We start from the raw sequence: 4,477 nt of genomic DNA on the forward strand, positions 1-4,477 counted from the left end.
GTACCGGCCTCACCTCATCGATGCCTGTCTCGCGGGCACCGGCCTGATCATGGACGGCTGATCAACCCAGGCCGACATCACGAATTTAAGTTCAGTACCTTGCCGATTGGCCGCCTGCTCGACGGGTCCCGATCGGGCGGACAACTCCTTTTCTTCAACGCAGAGTTGATCCCAAACGATTGCTCGCGCGGTTCGCTCGACCTGACGGAGGCCCAGGTTTTACCTCGGCCAGATATGTCCAACTCCGTCCACATGCGTCCACCAGCGGCCAAAACAGCTGGTCCCAAAGTGGTCCCAAGGTCCAGCGACAGCAGTGGACACACCGAGTAGCGGGGCTCCAGGCGCCACTCGCCGCACACCGATGACGCTGTTCGAAACGGCAGCCTGCAGGGTCGCCTGCTGTGGGTCTCCGAGGGCTGATCGGAGCCGCCTACCCCCCCGAATACGTGCTGTGATCTTCCGAGCGACGTGTCGTCCTGCGCGTGTTGCCGAATCGCAGCCATGGCGTACTTCGCGCCCTGCTGTGCACGCTCTGCCGACACGCCAGAGGGGGCCACGACGCGACGAAACGACAAATCACGCCCTTGGCCGGGGCCGCCCCTCGGTTTCATCCTCGCCCCGGACTCCGCCGCCGAGCCGATCGATCGCTACTGGGCCAACGCCTCCGGAGCCTCCAGAGCCCGGAGCCGTCAGACACCCTCCGTGTGACGATCCCCTAATCGGTCGCACGATGCGAACAGCGCAGACATCGGACATCGGGAAATGACGAATCGGCCAGGTGCACACGCGAGTTCTCCGCTTCCGCCGCATCACGGGGGTAGACGGACAGAGCCAGTTCGAACCCCTCCCGAGCCTCTCGGTCCTCACCCCGGTGCAGCGCGATGTGGGCGAATCCCTCCAGCGCTCTGGCCTTGTACAGCCGCAGCTCCCGCTCATCTGACAGATCGACGGCGTGCCGGAAGGCTGTCTCGGCAGTGTCGAAGTCACCTGCGGCCAGGTACGCCTCGCCAAGGCCGTTCAGCGCATCGCACTCGACTTCGAGCAGTTGGTGCTCGCGGGTGAGTCGAAGTGCTGCCCGGCCGACATCGAAGGCGCGCGGCAAGTCCCCGAGCGCACGGTGGGCCACGCACAGCGTTGCCCGTGCCACGGCCGAGATGTGCATGTGAGAGCCTTCGTCGCCCTGCTGGAGGGCACGGTTGAGGTAGTCGATCGCCTCGGTGATGCGTCCTTCCCTCAAGAGGAGGATGCCGATGTTGGCCAAGGTGTATGCCTCGGACAGGTCTCGGTCGGTCTCCTGGTAGAAGGCGAGTGCACGGGACAGGCGGTCGAAGCCTTCGGCGGAGCGACCCAGTTCCCTGCAGGTGACCCCGAGGTTGTTGTTGAGTGCCGCGCTCAGCTCGGGGTCGGAGAGGGTTTCCACGATGTTCAGCGCTGAACGGAAGCAGTGGTAGGCCTCGACGAAGCTCTCCTCGTTGACCTTCAGGACTCCGAGTTCGGTCAACTGGTACATCTCAGTGGACCGGTCACCCACTCGCCTGCTGATGGCGAGGGCGGCCTCCATGGCAGTGCGGGCGTCCGAGGTTCGGCCTCGTTCCCGCAGGGCACCGGTCAGCCCCATGAGGCACAGCGCCTCACCGGGCTCGTCTCCCGCTGTTCGTGCTGCTTCGACGGCGCTCTCGAACAGTTGGAGTGCGATGCCGGCGTAGTTGGTGCGCCGCAGGAACGGCTGCATGGCGCAGACCAGCCGCCAAGCCACTTCCGGTGGGCCGTCCTTCAGAGCGGCCCGGGCGACCTCGACCAGGTTGGAGGCCTCCCCCGTGAGCAGTTCGATCGCCTCGGTCACCGAGGACGGCACCGGTACACCGGTGAACGAGTGAGTGATGTCCCGCACGGAGCGGAAGGGGCCCTTCGCCAGCGGAGCGCACCAGGACCCGGCCAGCTGAAGGTGGTAGTCGATCAACCGCCTGCGAGCGCCGTCCCTGTCTGCCTCGCTGTCGTGGTCCGCGCACACGCGCACCGCATAGTCACGGACGAGGTCGTGGAAGTGGTAGCGGCCGGGCTTGTCCTGAAGCAGGAGAGCGTCGTCGAACAACGACTCGAGGATGTCCTGAGTCCGGTCAATCGGAAGGTCGGCAAGCACGGAGGCGGTTCGCGCGTCGAAGGCGGTCCCCGGGTGGAGGCTCAGCAGCCGGAAGAGTCGACTTCCGCTACCCGACAAATGCCGGTACGACAGTGCGAGTGCGGCCGATACGCTCCGCTCCCCGAAGTCGAGGAACCTGGCTCGCCGCTCCTGGTCGTTGAGCTGCTCGATGAGGTACTGCACGGTCCAGCTGGTGCGGTCGCGAAAGCGGGCGGCAGCGATCCGGATGGCCAGTGGCAGGCGGCCGCAGAGCTCGACGACCTCGGCGACTTCGTCCGGGTAGGGGGCCACGCGCCGGGCCCCGACGACACGGGTGAACAGCGTGACCGCGTCGTCCAGCGGCATCAGGTCGAGGGACAGGGGTACGGCACCCTCCAGAGCCGACAGCCGGCGTCGGCTGGTGATGAGCACGAGCGGTCCGTTCGTACCGGGCAGCAGCGGCCGCACCTGCTGGACGTCCACCGCGTTGTCGAGAAGGATCACCGCCCTCTTGCCGGCCATGGCACCGCGCCAGGCGACGGTCCTGCCCTCCAGGCCCGGGGGGATCAGTTCGTCAGGCAGACCGCACTGGCGCAGCAGCATGCCGAGGGCGTCGCCCGGATCGAGTGGCTCCACGCCGGCGGCGAAGCCTCTCAGGTCGACGAAGTACTGGCCGTCCGGGTAACCGGCCGAGACGGTGTGCGCGAACCGCACCGCGAGGGTGGTCTTGCCGATTCCGCCCATCCCGTTGATCGCCGAGATCACGAGGGACACCGAGTCGGACTGTCGGCCGTCCTCCATGAGCTGGAGCATCTCATCGTGACGCCCGGAGAACTCGCGCGGATCGTGCGGCAGGAACTGCCGCAAGGTCTCCCTCTCGGCAGTAGTGGTGTCCGACGCCTGCACAGGCGGCACCGGAACAGGCGACCACTTCGATGCAGATGTCTCCGCCACGGGAAGCCCTTGCAGGATGCGCTCATGCAGAGCCTTGAGGTCGTCGCTCGGGTCGAGGCCAAAGCCCTCGGCCAACTGCTGCCGGCCTTCTTCGTAGACCTCCAGCGCGTCGGTCGTCCGCCCGGTCGAGTGAAGCGCGGTCATCAGGGTCGCCCGGAGCGACTCGCGCGACGGGTTCAAGGCAACCAGTTCGACCAGGTCACCCGCCACGAGTGCTCCGTCGCCTCGCCGTACGCGCAGTTCCAGCAGCGACTCGATCGCCGAGAGGCGCTCCTCCTCCAGCCGGGTGGCGACATTGCCGAAGTAGTGCCCGTCGAGACCGGCCAGCGCCGCTCCGCGCCACAGCGCCCTCGCGCTCATGAGCAACGAGATCGCCGTGGTCGTATCCCCGGACGCCACGGCTTCGTTGGCGCGCCCCACAGCGGACCGGTGTCGGACAAGATCGATCAGGTTCTCGTCGAGGTCGATCCGGTAGCCGACCTGGCTCGTGACGATGTCCAGCTCCGGCACCTGCGCGACAATCCGACGCAACGCACCCACTGTGTTATGGATCTGCTGGCGGGCCGATCGCGGGGCGACCTCCCACATGACATCGATCAGCCGGTCCGTCGGAACCATGGTGTTGGCGTTGAGCAGAAGCGTAGCCAGCAGACGGCGTGAACGAAGGCCACCGATCGCCAGCAGCTCTCCCCCGGCTTCGACCTCCAACGGCCCCAACAGGCGCACGTCGAGCTCCATCCGATCCCCCCACATGTTCTTGTCCGCGCCGGTCGCGATGTCGACGACGTGTCCATCCCACCCGTACGACCACCTCGGTCCCACCCGGACCGCACGAGAGGTTCCGGCAACAGTGCAGCCGGAGGAGACTCCCAAGGTTAGCCGAACAGTAGTCGGGCAATAGCGGTGCTCAGTACGTTCGGCCACGTCCGGTGACGGACGCAACACCCGGAATGTGCAACTTCAGATAGGGGAGATGTCGCATGCGTTTCGCAGCGATTGGCGCCATCGTCGGTTTGGTCCTGATCGGAGCCGTATGGACCTCTACGGACAACTCTGCGCCGGTACGGCCCAACGCCACCTGTCAGTCGTGCGCGATGTGACAGCACCCACATGGCACCGTCCGGCACGAAGCCGCCGCTGACGAGTACCCAGGGGTTCTGCTTCACAGCGTTCCTGATGCTCGTGGTTCTCCTCGCCTCGCTCACTCAGTTGCTCCCGGCCCGGGCGGTCCCCGGCTGGTTGCAACAAGGACGTTCCTCGATGACGGTGATCTGGCCGCAGGGATGGAGCTTCTTCGCCGACGAGCCGTCTGCGAATACGGCGGTGGCATTCGCCGTGGGTGAGGGCGATGGGCCGGTCGCCCGCCCCCCGCGCCCACAAGACCCGCCCCGCCGATGTGGGGTG

1 protein-coding gene is annotated in these 4,477 nt (G+C 66.5%); it reads right to left on the reverse strand.

Features of this window, described 5'->3' with window-relative positions; genetic code table 11:
• Positions 1-715: 715 nt before the first annotated feature.
• A complete protein-coding gene (locus tag ACWEMJ_RS33730; protein ID WP_452140956.1) occupies positions 716-3,811 on the reverse strand; it encodes an AfsR/SARP family transcriptional regulator in 3,096 nt (1,031 codons plus the stop codon).
• Positions 3,812-4,477: the final 666 nt, after the last annotated feature.

The sequence above is a fragment of the Kitasatospora sp. NPDC004531 genome, assembly GCF_053602195.1.

What these genes read in the sequence shown, in the direction of transcription:
- ACWEMJ_RS33730 (WP_452140956.1), bottom strand. Translation starts at nt 3,811, where the DNA reads ATGGAGCTCGACGTGCGCCTGTTGGGGCCGTTGGAGGTCGAAGCCGGG.